This is a genomic window from Methylobacter sp., assembly GCF_030680395.1.
Taxonomy (GTDB): Bacteria; Pseudomonadota; Gammaproteobacteria; order Methylococcales; family Methylomonadaceae; genus Methylobacter_A.
Genome location: NZ_JAUXVR010000009.1, coordinates 175,253 through 193,100 on the forward strand (window position 1 = coordinate 175,253; position 17,848 = coordinate 193,100).

Sequence of the window (17,848 nt, forward strand, 5' to 3'; positions counted from 1 at the left end):
TCATGCTAAACGAAGACGAGGGGCAAGACGATGACAAATATATGTGGATGGTGGTTGATTGCAGCGACGATGCTGATACTGCCAGGATGTAATCAATCCAAACCTGAGGACACATCGATGGCGATAACAACGCAAATTAGCCAGCCGGAATGGCAGGCATTGGAAAAAAAACGAGTGGTTTTCGGTCACCAGTCGGTGGGTGGAAATATCCTCAACGGGGTAGAACGATTAGCCGCCAAGTACGGAGTCAATCTTGATATTCACGAGCAACGGACAGCACCTGCTGCGAAGGGTATCAGTCACTTTTTCATCGGCAACAACGGTGACCCGTTATCCAAGATAAAGGATTTTGCGACCGCCATTGACGCTGGCGCAGCCCAAAATGCGGATGTGGCCATGATGAAGCTATGCTATGCCGATTTCAATGCCGCTACCGATGCCCGGCAAGTGGCGAACGCTTATATCACCAATCTGGAATCCTTGGCTCAGAGGCATCCGGAGACAAACTTCGTGGCAATTACCGCGCCGTTGATGGCCGTGCAAACCGGGCCGAAAGCCTGGATCAAACGGCTCATAGGCAAGCAGCCAAATGGTTATGTCGATAATCTCAGACGTGCAGAGTTCAATACCCTGCTTCGCGAACGATACCTTTCGACGGGCCGCTTGTTTGACCTTGCCCGGGCCGAGGCCGGATCGACCGGCAAATACTGCATGGCGCAAGTGGGTGACCAAGCGGTCGAGACCTTGTGCCCTGATCTTACCAATGATGGCGGTCATCTCAACGAACATGGCCAGGAATTGGTAGCCACCAATTTTCTAAGTTTTATCAGTTCTCTCGCGACCAGACAGGTGGTGGCGAAATGAGCAAAATATCCAGGGAAAATAATATTACTCATCTACCTGAACGAATGCGGACAGTTGTTGATAGTAGTGTTCATCGTATTTCCAGGATTCAACCATTTCGTTGGGAAACAGGCGGCAAGATGAGCAAGGACATCGACGCTGCCCATGTGCGGCACTGGCCGGATCGCCGCATGAATCTGGCTTCACGCTTGTGGTTGCTGGCGATTTCTCCGGGTTTGCGGCTGATATTGATACATCGCGTGGATCAATGGTTGCATTCAAAGTGTGAGAATGACAGTAGGCGTTGGTGGCTCTGGCGCGCCGTGTCGATTCCTCTTGCACCGCCGAAGTGGGCGACTAAGATCAACGCCAAAAGCGATATTGACAAAGACTGTGAGATTGAGGGTGGCATTTTATTTTCCGATCAGGGAAATATTATTTTCGGAGCCCAAAAAACAGGCTCCGGGACGGTGATTGGTACGCGGGTTACCGTAGGCATGAGCTTGATCGATAAAGGACGTCCGAAGATAGGGCGCAATGTGTGGATTGGTTCGGATTGTGTAATATATGGTGCGATCACTATCGGCGATGGCGCTACCTTATTGCCCGGCACCGTACTTACCAAAAGTATCCCCTCTGGCGTTGTAATGCAGGGCAACCCTGCACGGTTGGTGTTGCGAAACTTTGATAATTCCGAGTTGCGAAAACGCCAGAATGTAGATGCCGTACGGTATGTGCATGCAAAACCAGGCGAAGGCGGCGGTTTAAATGTTTGAGAATATTCGTGCAGACACGATGCGTGTACATCGCCGGGAAGAATCCCTCCGAGCAATTGATGTCCTGCGTTTACTATGGGAATACTATGGGCTTCGAGCGCTGGTGATCTACCGCTTTGGCCGCTGGTTAGGAAGCATACGCAAACAACCGTTTGGTTGGGCCGTTGCTGCTCCCCTTTATCCGGCTTATTGGATATTGTCAACTTTTGTCAATAAAGCTTATGGTATCAATCTGGAGCAAAATGCGGATATTGGAGCCGGTCTTTACATCGGTCACTATGGAGGGATTGAAGTAAGGAATTGCCGTATTGGGCCTTACTGCTCCATTCAACAGCAGGTCAAGTTGGGGGCGGCCGCGGCCAAGGGACCTGTGATTGGTGAACGAGTGTGGATCGGAGCTCATTCACGCATATGCGGCGATATCAATGTGGGGGATGGCGCCACCATTGCCGCCGGCACTGTAATTGTTCAGGACGTCCCTCACCACTGCCTAGCGCTCGGCAATCCAAGCCGTATTGCTCAACGGGATTATGACAATCGCGCAATCTTGTAGGGTCCCTCTCCTGCCATGTTCGATTGTTAAACCCATCCTATGGGTGCGATCCCCCGCTCAAATCCATGTCCGAAATTTTCTTGCCATCTTTATCGGCTGCTGAAGCCGCCCCGACCGTTACCCCCAGCCAACTGTATATCCGTTTAACAAGCAAGCCCTCATCATGCAGATAAGCGTGACCTTCATCATTGATTTTAATCTGCCGGTAATCCGTATTATCTTTTGCAGCCAAGCGTCGTTCCCTGGCGCTTTTCGTAACATCCGGCACATCTAATGCGCCATAAATATCCAGCATCGGAATTTTGGTCTTCTTGATAAACTCCAGCGTTTGGGCGGCTTTGTTTTCGGTTATCGGCACCGGCAAACTAATGGTCACCAATGCTTTAATATCCATCGCCTGCTCACTCAGGGCATAAATGCCCATCAACCCTCCTAAACCATAACCGACTACAGCAACATCTCCGGCGCCATTGGCCTTTACATAGTTGATTCCCGCCTGAATCCGCGCCGCCGCCTCAGGAAACAACGCATAATATTCTTCCTTTTCAACACCCACTTCCCTCAGCGGCATTTGCAGCGAAAGCGTCGCCCAATTATGTTCCGGTAAAAAGACTCTCAAACCGTAAATCAATTGCTGCTGGTCGGGATGCCCATCCATATCATGGAGAATAATAACCACACCCTTGCCGAATGTTTTCTCTGTTTCCGTATAAAGACCAAGAAACTTTTTTCCTTCGGATTCCAGCCAGACCGCCTTACCCATCGTCAGAGTCTTGTTAATACCCTCGGCAAAATCGGCTTCCCGCTTTTCATCACCGGCCAAGCACGGATCGCCCAGCAAGGGCGTCATGCAAAGTACAAACACAACAGACCTGAGTAATTTCATCAGGCTCATTGCCGTACATAAAAGTCGCTGCATCGATATAAATCATGCACATGCCGTAACAATACCATAACGACCGAAGCGACAGGCAATGCCAGCAGAATACCCAAAAAACCAAATAACTGACCGCCTGCCAATACCGCAAACATGACAGCAACCGGATGCAAGCCGATTTTATCGCCCACCAGCATGGGCGTTAACACCATGCCTTCCAGAGATTGTCCGACTATAAAAACGATGGCGACCGGCACCAGCTGTATTAACTCATGAAATTGCACCAAGGCTGCCACACAGGCCATAACAATGCCGACGATTGACCCCAGATAAGGCACAAAACTGACCAGTCCGGCCAACATGCCTATCAACAAAGCCAAATCAAGGCCGGTCATCCAAAGACCAATGCTGTAAATACAACCCAAGGCCAACATGACATAGAACTGCCCCCGAACAAAAGCCGCCAGCACCGTATCAACTTCGGCAGCAAGTTTGGCGGCCGTAGGCGCTATACGGCGGGGTAATAGATCATGAGCTTTGGCAACCAGATTATCCCAATCGCGCAATAAATAGAAAGTGACTACGGGAATTAACAGCAAATTCATCAGCCACTCGGCTATTACTCCGCCGGAATGCGAAACCGAGCTCATTACCGTCGCGGCAATACCGCCCGCTTGCTCCCAGTGGCTTTTAACAAGATTAATGATCTGATTGAGGTTGATCGGCCTGATGCCCAGATGAAATCGTCTCTGCGTCCAGGGGATGACGGTCTCATTCAACCACGCGACATAGGCAGGCAGATTGCTCACAAAATGCTCGACTTGATACTCCAAAACGGGGACGAGCAGCAGTAGAACCAACACAAAAACCAGCGTCATCGCAGAAAAAACTACCAGCACGGCCTTGGTTCTGGATAACTGGTAAGTTTCCAGCTTATCGGTTAGCGGATCGCCGAGGTAAGCCAACATCGCCGCAAATGCAAACGGCATCAACACCGGCGCCAACAGGTAAATCAGCCAGACTGAACCGGTAATAAAAGCGAAAATCAGCCATTTTTGTGAATCGGTCATTACTAGTCCTCAATGCAATTAGGTATCTATGTGGATTAACATCCCTTAATCCCCGCCACCGCCGCAACCGCTGCTGCAACCTGACGAGTCGCCGGAATTACCGGAGCAACCTGACGAATCGCTTGAACTGTCGGAAGAACCGCCGCAACCCGAAGAACAGCCGATATGGCTGGCGCAATAACTGCCCGATGAACTCTTTTTACAGTCTAACTGATAGGTAAAACCATTAGCTATATTTAGCAAGCCATCCATTGCAAAAACAAGCGGCAATCGAACCGGCTTTTTAGGATTGATCTGTTCCAGCGCACAAGCCAAGCGCCATGATCGTTTAATGCCGTCCTTCGCTAGCGTCGGTGTAGACATGGCCTCGGCGGGCGTGTGATGCAAAAAACGCCCCAGCGCCTTGGTGCAGAATTTTTCATAAATACGGGTAGAAAGAATAAACTCATGCCAAGCATCGTCAATGACTTGAGACGGCATCGACACCCTACGTTTTTTCGCCCGGTGACAAATACGGAAATAGTCTCTCAAACCCTGAAAAACCATATCAAGCTGCTGCTCGCTTAACTGCGGATGCTTCTGTGATAGTTTATGGCGAATGCCTTTATGAAAGTGATATTGCTCGATATATTTAAGTTGCCTGGCTTTATTAGCCTTGATCGCAAAATAAATAAGGCTCAGCATGGCGGCGCCAATAAGAAGAAAATATAAATTCATTGATGCAACCAACGGTTTATAAACAAGCCGATGCTTTGTGCTGCATCGGCTTGTAGAAAATATTCCGCTACGATTAAGGCGCCAGGTTGAGCGCTACAACCACAGCGGCAATAGCCACTAAGGCCAATACTATCAGCACAATGCCCTTCCTGGTATTAAGAAAACCTGCGGCTTTTTCTTCCAGAATTTCCACGCCTTCAATATAGGCATTAACCGCTTTATACTTGCCCCGATTATCTCTTGCCACCTGATAATAAATAACATCGCCCGTCACCGGGCGACGACTCGTTCCCTTGAGCGCCGAGATATGTATAAAAATATCTTTTCCACCATCATCAGGGCTAATAAAACCAAAGCCCCGATCTTCTTTCCATGTTTTTAAAACTCCTTTAATCATTGTTTTTGTCATAAAAATTTCTTTTTTGTTATTTTAGCCTTGCCTACATAACTGTAGATTAAGGGTGTTAGTCTTGTAGTGTTCAGTTTTAAAGCCGTTTTTCAGGTTCAATAAACAAGGCGTGTTTCAAGACGATGATAATCATGCAATAAAACACTGACCTTGTCGCCTGATCAATCAATCTAATGGCTTATAAACCAGATTTCCATTAACCTACATTTTTTTCTTTATGAGGACCTTATCATCAATAATCAACTCCGAGATTCCACCCAAAGACGCGTGCAATGTACACGATGCGTTTTTGAATCCACCCTTATCAGCATTTTCACCTACCCACTTCAAAGTGACATAAGTTTCCTTGTCACCCTCTACTGCAGAAGGGAAAAATACTTGTTCTCCTGTTTCCTCCTTGATTTTCGGAGGACATTTTTCACTTGCCATCGTTTGCATTGCAACATTGTTTCTAATCTTTGCGGCGGCTTCTACTTGTTCAATAGGCTGATCTTCTTTGCTTAAACCCACCATAACAAAGCCTATTACAAAAACAGCGGCAACAGCCATCATGATTTTTTGTGCTTCAGACATTTTCTTCTCCTCGTTGTGACAATCGTCCATCATTTTACAGGTTGCCCGGCGTATTTACCTTAAAATTCTATACCCGCTATTTATCCTCAACGACTTATGTCGCACCGATTCAAAATATTGAGCCTTGCATCATCCGCTAAACGTAATATTTTTTAAAATTCAATCCCCTGTTCAGCCTTGATCCCCTGCTCATAAGCGTGCTTTATTTTGGTCATCTCGGTTACGGTATCGGCAATTTCTATAACCTCGGGCGCAGCATTGCGGCCGGTCATGATTAAATGCAGCCAAGCCGGTTTTTCATCACGAATAAAATCGGCTATTTCCTGACCGGAAATCCAATTATAGCCACAGCAATAATTGATCTCATCCAGCAGCACCACATCGAATTCTTCAGACATAATCTTGGCTTTACTGAATTCCCAAATTTCCCGACTGGTTTTAATATCCTGTTCGGGATTTTTAGTATCCCAGGTAAAGCCGTCACCCAAGACATGCCATTCGATATTATCAAACCGTTCGGCGGCTTTTTGTTCGCCGGTTTGCCATTTCCCCTTAATATACTGAATCACACAAACCTTCATATCCCAGCCTGCGGCACGAAACACCATGCCCAAGGCACTGGAAGATTTACCCTTGCCCGAGCCGGTATTGACCAAAACCAATCCCCGCCGTCTATCTCTGGATTTCATAACCGTTATTCCTTAATTTGAGCGAACAAAGAGCTCGCGCGTCTTATAGCAACCGGCATTATCGCCTGAATTGGCGTCAAAACACGACAAGTCTTGGCAGGGATAACTTAAAAGTTGACCGGCTGCTAATGCAGCGGGTTTTAAATCATTGCTGCACGTATCGGTTAGGAGTAGACTGAAATTATCTGCATATCAAATGAGTGGATAAGACCATGATTATACGGAACATTCGGTTTGTTTTTCTGGTTTTTCTGACTATTGTGGCAGCTGCTTATGCCGGGGAAAAGGATAGTCACCCCGTCCAAACGTCGATAATCATACAACTTGAAATTAACGATGTTATCGGTCCGGCAACAGCTGATTATATAGAACGCAATCTGCAAAAAGCGGTTGACAGTGGGGCCGTGGCCGTACTGATTCGCATGGATACGCCAGGAGGCCTGGATATTTCCATGCGCCGGATAATCAAACAAATCATTGCCTCTCCCATACCGGTGATCAGCTATGTAGCTCCCAGCGGTGCGCGCGCCGCCAGTGCCGGAACCTATATCCTCCTTGCCAGCCATATAGCCGCAATGGCGCCGGCAACCAATCTGGGGGCAGCAACGCCTGTGCAATTCGGTGGTTTTGGCGACGTTGATGACGACAAAGACAAGACGGATAAGAATGGCGATAAAGCCAAACCGTTCCCTGATTCAATGACTCAGAAAATGGTCAATGATGCCGCCGCATATATTCGCGGTTTGGCAAAAATGCACGGCAGAAACGAACAATGGGCAGAAAAGGCGGTGCGTGAAGCGGCCAGCCTTTCTGCGGCTGAAGCGTTAAAACTGAACGTAATTGATATTGTGGCAGTGGATGTGACGGATTTGCTTACGTCATTGCAAGGCCGGAAAGTCAATGTTTCCGGCAAGGAAATCCTCTTAAATACCGCGCAGGCCGAAATAATAAGTACCCAGCCGGACTGGCGAAGTCGGTTTTTGGCTGTCATTACCAATCCCAGCATAGCCTACATTTTGTTGATGGTCGGCATTTATGGGCTGGTGTTTGAATTCTCCAATCCGGGCAGCATTGTTCCCGGCACTATAGGGAGTATTTGTTTGTTGCTGGCTTTATATGCATTTCAGCTATTGCCGGTCAATTATGCCGGCATGGGCCTGATCCTGTTGGGGATCGCCCTGATGATTGCTGAAGCTTTTGTGACCAGTTTCGGGGTTCTCGGACTGGGCGGCATTGTCGCTTTTGTCATTGGCTCAGTGATATTGATGAATACCGATGCGCCGGGATTCGGGATAGATTTGGGCCTGATCGCCGGTTTCGCCTTGAGCAGCGCAGCATTTTTCATCATCGCTATCGGCCTGATATTAAAATCAAGACATAAACCGATTGTCAGCGGTAAGGAAGAAATGATTGGCCTAGTAGGCGAGGTGATAGATGATTTTACCGGAACAGGGATGGTTCGTATTCATAGTGAAAACTGGCGGGCATCCTGTGACCAGCCCCTGCACAAAAATGAAAAAGTGAGGGTGACCGCGATCGATGGCCTGCTTTTACAGGTTATACCTATCCCAACACAGGAGAACGAGTGATGGTTACAAATTTCTTTTTCATCCTCATCAGTATCGTGCTGTTACTGCTGATCAGTGCGTTCAAAATCCTCAGAGAATATGAGCGCGGCGTTATTTTTATGCTCGGCCGTTTCTACAAGGTAAAGGGGCCGGGGTTAATCATTTTGATTCCGTTGATTCAACAAATGGAACGGGTTGATTTAAGAACCGTCGTGATGGATGTGCCGACACAAGATGTGATTTCCCGCGACAACGTTTCCGTTAAAGTCAACGCCGTCGTCTATTTTCGTGTGATAGAACCGGAGAAGGCGATCATACAAGTGGAAAAATTCTACGAAGCCACCAGCCAGCTGGCACAAACGACCTTGCGTTCGGTATTGGGACAGCATGAACTGGATGAAATGCTGGCGGAACGTGAGCGCCTCAATATCGACATTCAAACCAGTCTGGATCAGCAAACCGATGCCTGGGGAATTAAAGTGTCGAATGTTGAAATCAAACACGTAGATCTGGATGAAAGCATGGTCAGAGCCATTGCCAAACAGGCGGAAGCCGAACGTACCCGGCGCGCTAAAGTCATTCATGCGGAAGGGGAAATGCAGGCTGCCGAGAAATTGTTGCAGGCGGCAAAAATACTGTCGGAACAACCCGAAGCGATTCAGCTGAGATACATGCAAACATTAACTGAAATTGCCGGCGATAAATCTTCCACTATCGTGTTTCCACTGGAGCTATTGAAAAATTTAAAGCAATAACAATGAGGTGGGTAATAGACGCTGATTCATCGAACATTTCCAAGACCAACAAAAAGCGCGGTAGGATGGGCTTGGCCAAAACCCATCATGATTAGTTGCCGATGCGCTGGGCTTCGGTTCGTTTAACAAGTCGCGTTGCTCCATCCTGGTATCTTTACTTCCGCCATGGTTAGCTGCGTAGCCCGTATGCAGCTTGCAGAATACGGGCTATTCGCTACTCGCCGGCAAACAAAGCGGTTTTAAATCAGATCTATTTAATCTGCCACCCAATTCTCGATCGGGCATACCCCCCCGCTTGGGATAGACAATTTAAGCGAAGTAGGGTGCGCACCGCGCACCATTTACGAATGCCAAGCTATTACAAGCAATCCGTTTCGAACATCAAAATTTTCGGCACTGTTGGACACCGAAAAGGGGCGCGATGCGCCCCCCTACCGGGCTACTAATGATCCACCTTAGAGCGGTTACGAATTACGATCGATCATTCCGAAACAGTCGGTAAATCATCTATATCACTGCACCAATCAGGCAGTAAAATACCATCGGCAACATAACGGTGAAAAGTTGAATGCGGCCAATCGCAAACCCTTTGCACATAGCCATGTTTGAGTGGATTTACATGAATGTAGTCAATATGTTGGGCATAATCCCGTTCGGTAACAATGGTATGTTCCCAATAGCGTCGCTGCCATATTCCTCGTTCAGCGCGCCGTTGCCGTGTCGCCGAGAGGCGTTCGGTGCGCGGCAAACCTTTGGAGAAAAGTAATTTAATCAGACGCCAACGCATCGGGAAATCATCGGTATCGGGCGGCAATGTCCAGATGCAATGCATGTGATCGGGCAATACCACCCAAGCGTCAATGTGAAAGGGATATAAACGACGCACCCGCCGTACCGAATTGCGCAGCAAATCAATATGCTCGGTTAGCAAGGTGCGTCGCCGTTCCAACAGGTTAACGGTGAAAAAATAACAACCACCCGCGACAAAGTTACGTCGATAGTTGGGCATACCTCACTCCATATCAATAAATAAAATGTAGTATAGGCGTAGGGCGGTTTCGCGTCAGCAAACCGCCAATCAACGCATAATATCCAAGACAATCGAACATAAAAAATCCCCGCTTGGAAGAATCCGAGAGGGGATCAAGTTCAAGGCTCCGATCATGGCGGATTGCCTAACGGCGAATCCACCCTACAATGATCCACCTTACAGCGTTGCGTGGGAACAAGACAAGTTGGCGCGTATGGGCATGTTGCCCCGTCCGAAACGTAAGGCGTTGACTTAAATGTGCCCGTTTAGCTCAGGCATCGCAAAAGCGTTAAGAATGCACAATTCAAGACCTGACCCTGTGCTCCAATATCCAAAGCAATCGAACATAAAAAATCCCCGCTTGGAAAAATCCAAGAGGGGAATCAAGTTCAAGACTCCGATCATGGTGGATTGCCTAACGGCGAATCCACCCTACAATGATCCACCTTACAGCGTTACCCAGCCTACGGCCCTTTGTTAAGCATTTTGTGTTGCGGTCGAATATAGAAGAAACCACCAAGAGCCAAAATCTTCATGATCTTTGCGTCTTTTAGCCAACACTTCCATTGGTTCAGTTTCTATCTGAAAATTGTAACGTTGCTCATTAAAAACTTTCTTATTGCGATCATAGGCTTTTAATAACAGCTCATATTTTCCTGTAGAAAGTGCTACATCAGAGAAGCCATCTGATGTTTCTCCAATCCCCACCAACTTTATATAGTGTTGTAACCCCGAATTCCCATGAACAAGAATTGGGGTTGCTGCTTTGCCGTCAGTCCAACCTTCGCCATTATGTGAATTATCTTCGGCGAAATTCGTCCAATAAAGCAGCCAAGACTGTCCTGTAGGAGATATAAGCTTCCCCTCAAAAGTAGTGATTGTCGCTGATTGATTACCTTCATTTGTTACCGTTAGGGGCAAGTACATACAAAAATTCTTCCTGAGGTAATAAACATTAATCTTGTTATCAATGTAGACACCTATTTTGGCCTTTTTATTATTTAGTCTTGCACCAAGAATAACCCCGCCTATGGTTCCAATAATTGAACCTGTAGCTCCAATAATTCCAGCAATTAAAGTAGGATCTGACATGTTAATTCCTTATACGCCTAACATAAAGTAGACACCTAAGCAGATGTCTACTAGTTTTCAATCGCAGGCGCATAATGCAACTCCTGCAATCCGTTAGGCAAGATACTATAAATATTCAATTATCGATAGCAGCCTTTTTAAGAAAACCCAACATACACCTTCAAAACATCCGTTCGAATTTACTTGAATTATCCTACTCAGGAATATCCATAACCCCCTCAACCACCATAACCGCCGCGCCACCAACCCGAATGGCCAAAGTATTTTCCCCCTTATGATCCATTTCCAGATTCAGCACACTGCGCCGGTTACTCTGCTCACCACGATCCACGGTAAACGTATAAGTCCCCTTTTGCATAAAATCAAATGAGCACAAATACGAGGCAAACGCTGGCATCGCGCTACCGACCGGCGGATCGTCGTGGATGCCGATTCTTGGCCCCAGCAGACGGGCATTAAAATCGGCATCCGCATACGGCGTTTTCGGAGAAAACAGCAAAATTTCCTGCGCGGCGGTTTGCGGGGCGATCGATTGGCTCCATGCCGCGTAATTGAACTTTGCATTCCTGACGCTTTCGTAACGCCAAACCGGAACGATCAGGTATGGAACGCCGCAAGACACCAGACGCATCGCATATTTTTTATGATCGAGTTCCGACGGCTGTATGCTCAGGAAACTCGCCAAGTCCTCATCGCTGGGCGTAAAGTAATCGATGACCGAAGTCACTTTGCGGGTGAACTGCACAAAGCTGGGTTTGCCGTCTTCTGCGGAAATATTGACATTAACCGGGCCGGTATTTTGCTCGAAAACCATTGGCGTAATCCCGGCATTCAATTGAATATCGCCGCAACTTGCCAACACAAAGGCGGTAGCGATAATCGGATGTCCGGCAAAATCGACTTCGCCTAGCGGTGAAAAAATCCGCATCACGCGGTTGGTGATTTGTTTATCGGGATGAAATACAAACACCGTTTCCGATAGGTTCAATTCCCTGGCCACCAGCTGCATTTGCTCTTTGCTTAAGCCTTCGGCGTTCGGGAAAACGGCTATTTGCGCACCGCTGAAAATCTGTTTGGTAAATGCATCGGCGATGTAATAGTTGTATTTCATAACGCTTGTGCTCCGTCCTGCGGCAATGATGAAAGGTTGACTTGAACGCTGCCGTTTTCAATACGAATGGCATAAACGGGGATTTTCACGGCTTCATCTTCCAGGCAAACGCCGGTTTCCAGATTGAAGTGTTGTTTGTATAAAGGTGAAGCTACAACAGGCTGTCCGCCAATATCGCCGATTAAACCGCGCGACAGGACATTGGCATTGCCAAACGGGTCGTAATTACCGACCGCATAAGCCTTTGCATCGGGTTCCGGCATCCAAAAAATCGCCACCTGCTCCCCTTCAACCAGTGCGCACACGCCCGAATCAGGCTGTAAGTCATCAACACTGCAAACATCTATCCACCGAACCATTACGCGACCTCCACCAATTTAAAATGCTTGCGCTCGTTTTCATCGGCAGGACGAATCTGACCGCGCTCTTCAACAAAGATTACATTATCATCGGATTGGTCGCTATTAATAAAGTGCCGGAAGCGTTTGAGCTTGGATTCATCTTCAATCGCGGTTTTCCATTCGCATTGGTAAGTGTCGATCACATACTGCATTTGCTGCTCCAGCTGATCGCACAGCCCCAGTTTATCTTCAATCACTACCGACTTCAGGTAATCCAGTCCGCCTTCCATGTTTTCCATCCATACCGAGGTGCGTTGCAGACGGTCGGCGGTGCGTACATAAAAGCTCAAAAAGCGGTCGATATATTTAATCAGGGTTTCCTTATCCAAAGCGGTGGCGAACAAATCGGCATGACGCGGTTTCATGCCGCCGTTACCGCAGACATACAAATTCCAGCCGTTTTCGGTGGCGATAATGCCGACATCTTTGCCCTGCGCTTCGGCGCATTCCCGGGTACAACCGGACACCGCAAACTTGATTTTATGCGGCGAGCGCAAACCCTTGTAGCGGTTTTCCAATTCTATCGCCAGACCTACGCTGTCATCGACGCCGTAACGACACCAGGTGCTGCCGACGCAGGACTTAACCGTGCGTAGCGATTTGCCGTAAGCATGGCCCGATTCAAAACCGGCAGCTATCAGTTCTTTCCAGATATGCGGTAATTGATCGACCCGCGCACCGAATAAATCCACGCGCTGGCCGCCGGTAATTTTGGTATAGAGTTTGTATTTTTTGCCGACCTGCCCCAAGGCAATCAGCATGTCGGGACTGATTTCGCCGCCGGTGATGCGCGGCACCACCGAATAAGTGCCGTCTTTTTGCATATTGGCTAAAAAGGTATCGTTGGTGTCCTGTAGCCCCAAATGGTCTTTTTCCAGAATATGCTCATTCCACTGCGAAGCGAGAATATTGCCGACGGTCGGCCTGCAAATTTCGCAGCCTTTACCCTTGCCGTGTTTGTGCAGTAAGTCGGGAAAAGTTTTGATTTGTTCAACCCGAATCAGGTTGTGAAGATCCTGTCGGGTATAGGCAAAATGCTCGCAAAGGTCGGTATTGACTTCAAAACCCTGTTTCGATAATTCCGAATCCAAAACCGACTTAAGCAACGCAGAACATCCGCCGCAACCGGTTGCGGCTTTGGTTTCCGCTTTTAAGGCACCCATGGTCATGCAGCCGCCCTCAATCGCCGAGCAAATCGTGCCTTTAGTCACGTCGTAACAGGAACAAATTTGCGCCGACGCGGGCAAGGCATCCGGGCCCAATCCAACCGACTCGTCGGAGCGGTGCGGCAATATCAATGCATCGGGATTCTCCGGCAGTTCGATACCGTTCAGGCAATATTGCAATAAGGTGCCGTAACCCGATGCATCGCCGACCAGCACCGCGCCGAGCAATTGTTTTTTATCCTGACTGACCACCAGGCGTTTATAAACTTCGCTTGCACCATTTTGGTACGTGTAAACCATCGCGCCCTGGGTTTTAGCATGCGCGTCGCCGATACTGGCAACATCGACCCCCATCAGTTTCAATTTGGTGCTCATGTCCGCGCCGGTAAAACTGGCGGCATCGCCTGCCAAATCAGCCACCACAGTGCGCGCCATCGCATAGCCCGGAGCGACCAGTCCGTAAATCATGCCATTCCACAACGCACACTCGCCAATCGCATAAATGCTTTCATCAGAGGTGCGACATTGATTGTCGATAACGATGCCGCCGCGCTGGCCGACTTCCAGCCCGGAAGCCCTGGCAAGATCGTCACGCGGGCGAATCCCTGCCGAAAACAGCACGATGTCGGTTTCCAGCTCTTCGCCATCGGCAAAACACATTTTGTTGATGCACTGGTCGCCGTCGGTAATGATGCTGGTGTTTTTTCCGGTATGCACGGTTACGCCCAGATTCTCGATCTTGTGCCGCAACATCGCGCCGCCCGCGTCATCCAGCTGCACCGCCATCAAGCGCGGGGCGAACTCAACCACATGGGTTTCCAAGCCTAAATCCATGAGTGCCTTGGCCGCTTCAAGCCCCAACAAGCCACCGCCGACGACAGTGCCGATCTTGCCGGTTTTGGCAGCGGCGGCTATGGCTTCAAGATCTTCAATAGTGCGATAAACCAGACATTGCGCACGATCATGCCCGGGAACGGGGGGCACGAACGGATAAGAACCTGTCGCGAACACCAGCTTGTCATAAGGTATCGTCAGGCCTTTTGCCGACGTTACGGTTTTACCAACCTTGTCGAGACTTGCGACTTTATCGCCCAGATGAATGGTAATGCCATGCCGCTCAAAAAAACCGTCTTCGACTAAAGACAACTCCTGCGCAGTTGTGCCGGTAAAAAATGCCGACAAATGCACCCGGTCATAGGCGGCTCTGGGTTCTTCGCAAAAAGTAATGATTTCATACTGTTCTTTAATGGCGCTTTCGACCAGACTCGCCAGAAAAGACTGCCCGACCATGCCATTACCAATGACGATTAATGTTTGTTTTACACTCATATACAACCCCGATAACGATGTTTCCTGTTTGGAGTTCTAGAGCAATGCCTGTGCCACAATGGACAAGCCAGTGATTTTAATTACTTATTGAATCATCAACCTGAAAACAAAGCATCCTAACGGGCCAATATGGTGCATACAAACAAGTAATGCTCCTTATGAGTGCAACAACAATTACATTTTTCTCGCCGCAGACAAGTTTGCGATCATACCGACACGCATCCGTATTATTCGGCACATCTATAGAAATCAATGGCGGCTTTATTTATTGAGCTGGTTACTTAGGCGATTAATTCAATCGGCTTCAATAAATGGCGTAGTTTGTGCTAATTATTTGAGAATGAACACCTTAAATATATTACTTATTGAAGATGAAACGACAGACCAGTTCTTGGAAAAGATACTGATTACTAAAGGCTATTCAGTCACAAACACGGTAACATCCGAAGTAAATATTGCATCCTTGGCGATGAACGACAAAACTGACCTGGTTATTTTTAATATTGACAGCCCCAAAAAATATTTTCCGCATATACATTACCTTAACCAGAACCACCCGCTCCCCATCATTATCTTTGCAGCCGACGATACCTCCGACACCATTAAGCAAATCGTTAAGGCCGGCGTCAGCGCTTATGTTGTCAACGGTTTGGAAACCAGCCGCATTAACAGCATCATCAATATCGCTGTGGCCAGATTTAAGGAACAACAACGGCTGACAAATGAGTTGGAAAAAACGAAATCCAGGCTTGAAGAGCGGAAGCTAATCGATCGGGCAAAAGGCATTTTAATCAAAACCCGCGGCTTTACCGAAGACGATGCTTATCACACCCTGAGAAAACTGGCGATGGATCGCAATATTGCAATCGGCGAAATGGCGAAAAACATTATTGCCATGGCTGAACTTCTTAAGTAATCGCATAAAAATGCCACGAAGCGGAATAGAGCTTCGTGGCAAAAACGCTTAGCTATCGAATAAACCGAAAGTCATTGGCACCCTGAAATTAAGCGTAACATCTTGTGAATCTGACGTAGTGCCTATGCCTAAAGATAAATTGAAGGTAGTTCGTTTGGAATATTTGAACGAATAGCCAACCAACAGTTGTCCGATATCCAAGGTGCTTCCCTTAATTTCATTTCCATCAATTTCAGATTCCAAAACATGTTTGTGCGAGTATCCTAAACTATATGATGACCGTTCATTAATACCAAACCCCATGCCAAAACTTAATCCTAGCGTATCCCCCGGGTTAATCTTACCGAAGTTGGTGCTGGTTTCAGCATTATAATTGTAGCTAAGATTACCGAAAAACACCGCTGGGTCTGTTGGATAAAGGGCTGTAATGCTGGGTTGAAAACTATAGTATCCGACGCCTGTCGGCAATTCGGTTGGAAATGTTGCACCAGGAACTCCTTGAGCCTGGACGGACGCAACGTCGAAAGGGCTTTCTCCGGTGGGTACCGTTGCGAGTATGTTGCCGACAAAAATCGGCCAGCCGCCGGACCCACTGTTAAGCTGATAACGACTGGCAAATTCAAGATCGCCTATACCATTTCCGTTCGCATTAAAGGTTTCATCAATGCCCGCACCAATACTGACCGGCCTTGAGCGTTGAGTATCATCACGATAGACATAAGGCACCCTGAACTCTACCTCCAGACTGTCAGTTATGCCATAACGAGCCCCCAGAGCGCCGATGAAACTGTGTCGCTTAACTGAGCGAAGATCAATAAGGCCAATGGCAATAGCAGGAATAAATGTAAAGGCATCAAGAAATACCCGGTCATTACTGGTATAGGCATAATAAAGTGAGGGTTCAACAACGATATTGCCTTTTCTGGTTAACACGCCGCCTACGGTTTGGCTTAATCGGGGTATTTCCGGCGGTCGTCGTTTTTCCGTTGTTCCGGGAGGCGCCTGGCCAACAGGCTTGGATGGAAGCTTATTAGAAGATGTCGACGGCTCATTGGTATTTTTCGCCGCAACAATTTGAGGCTTGTTTGCCGCCTGTTTGACCGGTGCCTGTTTATTCTCTGCGGTTTGATTTATCAACGCATCAAGACGTAATTTAAGTTGTTCCAATTCTTTGCCTTGCTCGGCAATAATCTGTCGTTGTATCTGGAATTCTTTTTGCTGCTCGGCAATTAATTTCTTGTATTGTCCCGCAGAATTATCTTGCTTGGCTGTTTCTGCATAACTCCCATTTACAAAAAAAACGCAGCAGATAAAAACACTCCCCTTAATAGCCAAAAATAGAGGACATTTCCCGCTCCTAAATTTCATCTTCATATTATTATTTCCATTTTTTATGGTATAAGATTAACAGCTATTAAATTCCCTACGTTACCATTTAGCTGCAGCAATTAATAACCATAGAGGACTTATTAATTGTTTTTTTAACAGCACTTTTTACTCAAAAAACGTATCAGTTTAAAATGCCTTTAATTCATTAAATAACAATAAGTTATTATTTTTTAAGAGTTAGACGGTTTTTTGCTCAGATGGGAGTAGTTTTTTATATAAATAAATCGCCCATAAAGACAGGTACGAATAAATAAGCTATTTCGTTGACTTTATAAATTATTAACTTCGTCAGGACAATTAGTATAAATACGTAAGTTATATATTATTAATTGGTAAATGATGGCGTTTTTATATTTATTACCGGTATAAGCGCTTAACAACAAGTCAGCATGTATCCATGCTGGCGTCCAAGGCCTCAAACAAACAACACACGCCGACTTTTTGTTAAAAACTTAAATCAGTTCCATAAAAAACCGGAATACTGATGCAAGGCTATAAATTTTTTAAAATGCCCGTTTTGCACGAGAATGACTTGATACGATTTATGAAGATTTATTAACAACGCTACAGAGTGGACAATTATC

General features: G+C 47.2%; 19 protein-coding genes. 7 read left to right on the forward strand and 12 right to left on the reverse strand.

Annotated elements, in window-relative coordinates; genetic code table 11:
- Positions 1–30 precede the first annotated feature (30 nt).
- Genes Q8L79_RS05790 through Q8L79_RS05800 form a run of 3 tightly spaced genes read left to right on the forward strand, consistent with a single transcriptional unit; the run spans position 31 to position 2,172 of the window.
- Positions 31–864, forward strand: coding sequence for a hypothetical protein (locus tag Q8L79_RS05790; protein WP_305268863.1), 834 nt, complete (start codon positions 31–33; stop codon positions 862–864).
- Positions 861–1,619, forward strand: a complete 759-nt coding sequence (locus Q8L79_RS05795; RefSeq protein ID WP_305268864.1) for a DapH/DapD/GlmU-related protein — start codon at positions 861–863, stop codon at positions 1,617–1,619. Before Q8L79_RS05790 ends, Q8L79_RS05795 begins: the two co-directional genes overlap by 4 nt.
- Positions 1,612–2,172: a serine O-acetyltransferase gene (locus Q8L79_RS05800; RefSeq protein ID WP_305268866.1), complete on the forward strand. Its 561-nt coding sequence runs from the start codon at positions 1,612–1,614 to the stop codon at positions 2,170–2,172. Before Q8L79_RS05795 ends, Q8L79_RS05800 begins: the two co-directional genes overlap by 8 nt.
- A 37-nt stretch (positions 2,173–2,209) precedes the next feature.
- On the opposite strand, the gene Q8L79_RS05805 is transcribed toward Q8L79_RS05800, so the two are convergent.
- The 6 genes from Q8L79_RS05805 to cobO all read right to left on the reverse strand — a co-directional run bounded on the left by Q8L79_RS05805 (position 2,210) and on the right by cobO (position 6,507).
- Positions 2,210–3,091 carry a DUF3530 family protein gene (locus tag Q8L79_RS05805; protein ID WP_305268867.1) on the reverse strand — a complete coding sequence of 294 codons (882 nt, stop codon included), beginning with the start codon at positions 3,089–3,091 and terminating at the stop codon, positions 2,210–2,212.
- Entirely contained in the window at positions 3,064–4,119 is a 1,056-nt protein-coding gene (locus Q8L79_RS05810; RefSeq protein WP_305268868.1) for an AI-2E family transporter, read from the reverse strand. The genes Q8L79_RS05805 and Q8L79_RS05810 overlap by 28 nt, the downstream gene beginning before the upstream one ends.
- A gap of 45 nt (positions 4,120–4,164) precedes the next feature.
- Positions 4,165–4,836, reverse strand: a complete 672-nt coding sequence (locus Q8L79_RS05815) for a hypothetical protein (RefSeq protein ID WP_305268870.1) — start codon at positions 4,834–4,836, stop codon at positions 4,165–4,167.
- A 73-nt stretch (positions 4,837–4,909) separates the two neighbouring features.
- Positions 4,910–5,245 carry a cold shock domain-containing protein gene (locus Q8L79_RS05820; RefSeq protein WP_305268872.1) on the reverse strand — a complete coding sequence of 112 codons (336 nt, stop codon included), beginning with the start codon at positions 5,243–5,245 and terminating at the stop codon, positions 4,910–4,912.
- Between the two features lie 201 nt (positions 5,246–5,446).
- The gene (locus Q8L79_RS05825; protein ID WP_305268874.1) at positions 5,447–5,818 is read right to left on the reverse strand and encodes a hypothetical protein; all 372 of its coding nucleotides are present in this window, start codon (positions 5,816–5,818) and stop codon (positions 5,447–5,449) included.
- A gap of 152 nt (positions 5,819–5,970) precedes the next feature.
- A complete protein-coding gene (gene cobO / locus Q8L79_RS05830) occupies positions 5,971–6,507 on the reverse strand; it encodes a cob(I)yrinic acid a,c-diamide adenosyltransferase (RefSeq protein ID WP_305268875.1) in 537 nt (178 codons plus the stop codon).
- Positions 6,508–6,719: 212 nt separating this feature from the next.
- On the opposite strand from cobO, the gene Q8L79_RS05835 reads away from it, so the two are divergent.
- Positions 6,720–8,096 (forward strand): nodulation protein NfeD, encoded by a 1,377-nt coding sequence (locus tag Q8L79_RS05835; protein WP_305268878.1) that lies wholly within the window; start codon positions 6,720–6,722, stop codon positions 8,094–8,096.
- The gene (locus Q8L79_RS05840; protein WP_292551366.1) at positions 8,096–8,830 is read left to right on the forward strand and encodes a slipin family protein; all 735 of its coding nucleotides are present in this window, start codon (positions 8,096–8,098) and stop codon (positions 8,828–8,830) included. Before Q8L79_RS05835 ends, Q8L79_RS05840 begins: the two co-directional genes overlap by 1 nt.
- 481 nt (positions 8,831–9,311) lie before the next feature.
- On the opposite strand, the gene Q8L79_RS05845 is transcribed toward Q8L79_RS05840, so the two are convergent.
- Entirely contained in the window at positions 9,312–9,839 is a 528-nt protein-coding gene (locus Q8L79_RS05845) for a transposase (protein WP_305268891.1), read from the reverse strand.
- 154 nt (positions 9,840–9,993) lie between these two features.
- Between Q8L79_RS05845 and Q8L79_RS05850 the strand changes: the two genes are divergently transcribed.
- On the forward strand, positions 9,994–10,116 hold the full coding sequence (locus tag Q8L79_RS05850; protein WP_305268894.1) for a hypothetical protein: 123 nt from the start codon (positions 9,994–9,996) through the stop codon (positions 10,114–10,116).
- A 221-nt stretch (positions 10,117–10,337) separates the two neighbouring features.
- Here Q8L79_RS05850 and Q8L79_RS05855 read toward each other — a convergent pair whose 3' ends face one another.
- The 4 genes from Q8L79_RS05855 to nirB all read right to left on the reverse strand — a co-directional run bounded on the left by Q8L79_RS05855 (position 10,338) and on the right by nirB (position 14,959).
- Positions 10,338–10,952 (reverse strand): hypothetical protein, encoded by a 615-nt coding sequence (locus Q8L79_RS05855; RefSeq protein WP_305268896.1) that lies wholly within the window; start codon positions 10,950–10,952, stop codon positions 10,338–10,340.
- A gap of 193 nt (positions 10,953–11,145) precedes the next feature.
- The gene (locus Q8L79_RS05860) at positions 11,146–12,063 is read right to left on the reverse strand and encodes a PhzF family phenazine biosynthesis protein (protein ID WP_305268898.1); all 918 of its coding nucleotides are present in this window, start codon (positions 12,061–12,063) and stop codon (positions 11,146–11,148) included.
- Positions 12,060–12,422: a nitrite reductase small subunit NirD gene (gene nirD, locus Q8L79_RS05865; RefSeq protein WP_305268901.1), complete on the reverse strand. Its 363-nt coding sequence runs from the start codon at positions 12,420–12,422 to the stop codon at positions 12,060–12,062. The genes Q8L79_RS05860 and nirD overlap by 4 nt, the downstream gene beginning before the upstream one ends.
- Positions 12,422–14,959 (reverse strand): nitrite reductase large subunit NirB, encoded by a 2,538-nt coding sequence (gene nirB / locus Q8L79_RS05870; protein WP_305268903.1) that lies wholly within the window; start codon positions 14,957–14,959, stop codon positions 12,422–12,424. The genes nirD and nirB overlap by 1 nt, the downstream gene beginning before the upstream one ends.
- A gap of 340 nt (positions 14,960–15,299) precedes the next feature.
- Between nirB and Q8L79_RS05875 the strand changes: the two genes are divergently transcribed.
- Positions 15,300–15,875 (forward strand): ANTAR domain-containing response regulator, encoded by a 576-nt coding sequence (locus tag Q8L79_RS05875; RefSeq protein WP_305268905.1) that lies wholly within the window; start codon positions 15,300–15,302, stop codon positions 15,873–15,875.
- Between the two features lie 48 nt (positions 15,876–15,923).
- Here Q8L79_RS05875 and Q8L79_RS05880 read toward each other — a convergent pair whose 3' ends face one another.
- Positions 15,924–17,249, reverse strand: coding sequence for a transporter (locus tag Q8L79_RS05880; RefSeq protein WP_305268908.1), 1,326 nt, complete (start codon positions 17,247–17,249; stop codon positions 15,924–15,926).
- Between the last annotated feature and the right edge of the window lie 599 nt (positions 17,250–17,848).

Coding starts and splice junctions, on each gene's coding strand:
- Q8L79_RS05880 (WP_305268908.1), bottom strand. CDS start 17,249: ATGAAGATGAAATTTAGGAGCGGGAAATGTCCTCTATTTTTGGCTATT.
- cobO (WP_305268875.1), bottom strand. CDS start 6,507: ATGAAATCCAGAGATAGACGGCGGGGATTGGTTTTGGTCAATACCGGC.
- Q8L79_RS05815 (WP_305268870.1), bottom strand. CDS start 4,836: ATGAATTTATATTTTCTTCTTATTGGCGCCGCCATGCTGAGCCTTATT.
- Q8L79_RS05820 (WP_305268872.1), bottom strand. CDS start 5,245: ATGACAAAAACAATGATTAAAGGAGTTTTAAAAACATGGAAAGAAGAT.
- Q8L79_RS05875 (WP_305268905.1), top strand. CDS start 15,300: ATGAACACCTTAAATATATTACTTATTGAAGATGAAACGACAGACCAG.
- Q8L79_RS05790 (WP_305268863.1), top strand. CDS start 31: ATGACAAATATATGTGGATGGTGGTTGATTGCAGCGACGATGCTGATA.
- Q8L79_RS05805 (WP_305268867.1), bottom strand. CDS start 3,091: ATGCAGCGACTTTTATGTACGGCAATGAGCCTGATGAAATTACTCAGG.
- Q8L79_RS05840 (WP_292551366.1), top strand. CDS start 8,096: ATGGTTACAAATTTCTTTTTCATCCTCATCAGTATCGTGCTGTTACTG.
- nirB (WP_305268903.1), bottom strand. CDS start 14,959: ATGAGTGTAAAACAAACATTAATCGTCATTGGTAATGGCATGGTCGGG.
- Q8L79_RS05825 (WP_305268874.1), bottom strand. CDS start 5,818: ATGTCTGAAGCACAAAAAATCATGATGGCTGTTGCCGCTGTTTTTGTA.
- Q8L79_RS05810 (WP_305268868.1), bottom strand. CDS start 4,119: ATGACCGATTCACAAAAATGGCTGATTTTCGCTTTTATTACCGGTTCA.
- Q8L79_RS05845 (WP_305268891.1), bottom strand. CDS start 9,839: ATGCCCAACTATCGACGTAACTTTGTCGCGGGTGGTTGTTATTTTTTC.
- Q8L79_RS05795 (WP_305268864.1), top strand. CDS start 861: ATGAGCAAAATATCCAGGGAAAATAATATTACTCATCTACCTGAACGA.
- Q8L79_RS05800 (WP_305268866.1), top strand. CDS start 1,612: ATGTTTGAGAATATTCGTGCAGACACGATGCGTGTACATCGCCGGGAA.
- Q8L79_RS05860 (WP_305268898.1), bottom strand. CDS start 12,063: ATGAAATACAACTATTACATCGCCGATGCATTTACCAAACAGATTTTC.
- Q8L79_RS05850 (WP_305268894.1), top strand. CDS start 9,994: ATGGCGGATTGCCTAACGGCGAATCCACCCTACAATGATCCACCTTAC.
- Q8L79_RS05835 (WP_305268878.1), top strand. CDS start 6,720: ATGATTATACGGAACATTCGGTTTGTTTTTCTGGTTTTTCTGACTATT.
- Q8L79_RS05855 (WP_305268896.1), bottom strand. CDS start 10,952: ATGTCAGATCCTACTTTAATTGCTGGAATTATTGGAGCTACAGGTTCA.
- nirD (WP_305268901.1), bottom strand. CDS start 12,422: ATGGTTCGGTGGATAGATGTTTGCAGTGTTGATGACTTACAGCCTGAT.